Origin of the sequence: Hoyosella rhizosphaerae (genome assembly GCF_014643175.1) — a bacterium.
Lineage (GTDB): Bacteria > Actinomycetota > Actinomycetes > Mycobacteriales > Mycobacteriaceae > Lolliginicoccus > Lolliginicoccus rhizosphaerae.
This window is the reverse complement of sequence record NZ_BMJH01000015.1, coordinates 1-699: the sequence shown is the minus strand read 5'-3', so window position 1 is coordinate 699 and position 699 is coordinate 1. Positions and strand designations below refer to the sequence as shown.

The following is a 699-nucleotide window of genomic DNA, read 5'->3' as shown; positions in this document are numbered from 1 at the left end:
TCAGTGATGGTCCGATGGCGGTGCGGAGTCGGGAGGCTTCGGAGACTGCGGCGAGTGTTTGGTCGTAGAAGATGATGAAGAGGACGGCGGTGCCGGAGGCGAGGATGGGGGCGATGAGTGCTGCCCAGTTCAGGGGTCCGCCGCCGAGTTGTTTGGCGCGTTTGATGCCGATGGCGATGAGGGGTCGGGTGCCGGCGAGGAGGGCGGCGACGGCCATGAGGCCGGTGGGGCCGGCGGCGAGGGAGAACGCGGCGATGATGATGGCGATGGCGGCGGGGAGGAGGCGTGCGGTGGCGATGGCGCGTTCGACGCTGATCCAGGTGAGGAGGGCGCCGACGGCGATGATGGGTTCGGGGCGTAGGCCGTTGTTGTAGGGGAGCCAGAAGGCCAGGAAGATGGCGGCGGCGGTCCAGTAGACGGCGGGGGTGTGGCGTGCGCGTCGTCCGAGGCGGGGGATGACTTCGCGGGAGATGATCCACCAGCACAGGAGTGAGGCGATCAGGGTGGTGATGCGGATGAAGGGGCTGGCGGTGGAGATGTGGGTGAGGAGTGCGGTGACGTCGTAGAACCAGCCGAAGGGTGCTTCGGAGACGCCGAACCAGCGGTAGTAGTTGGCCATGTATCCGGCGTCGTTGGCGACGCGGGCCATGGTGAGGATGTAGCCGTCGTCGGCGGTGTTGGCGCCGATGAGGTACCAGG

1 protein-coding gene is annotated in these 699 nt (G+C 67.4%); it reads right to left on the bottom strand.

Going from position 1 to position 699, the window contains the following annotated elements:
* The coding region (locus tag IEW73_RS16475) for an arabinosyltransferase domain-containing protein (protein ID WP_188678048.1) at positions 1 to 699 on the bottom strand (699 nt) is incomplete at both ends.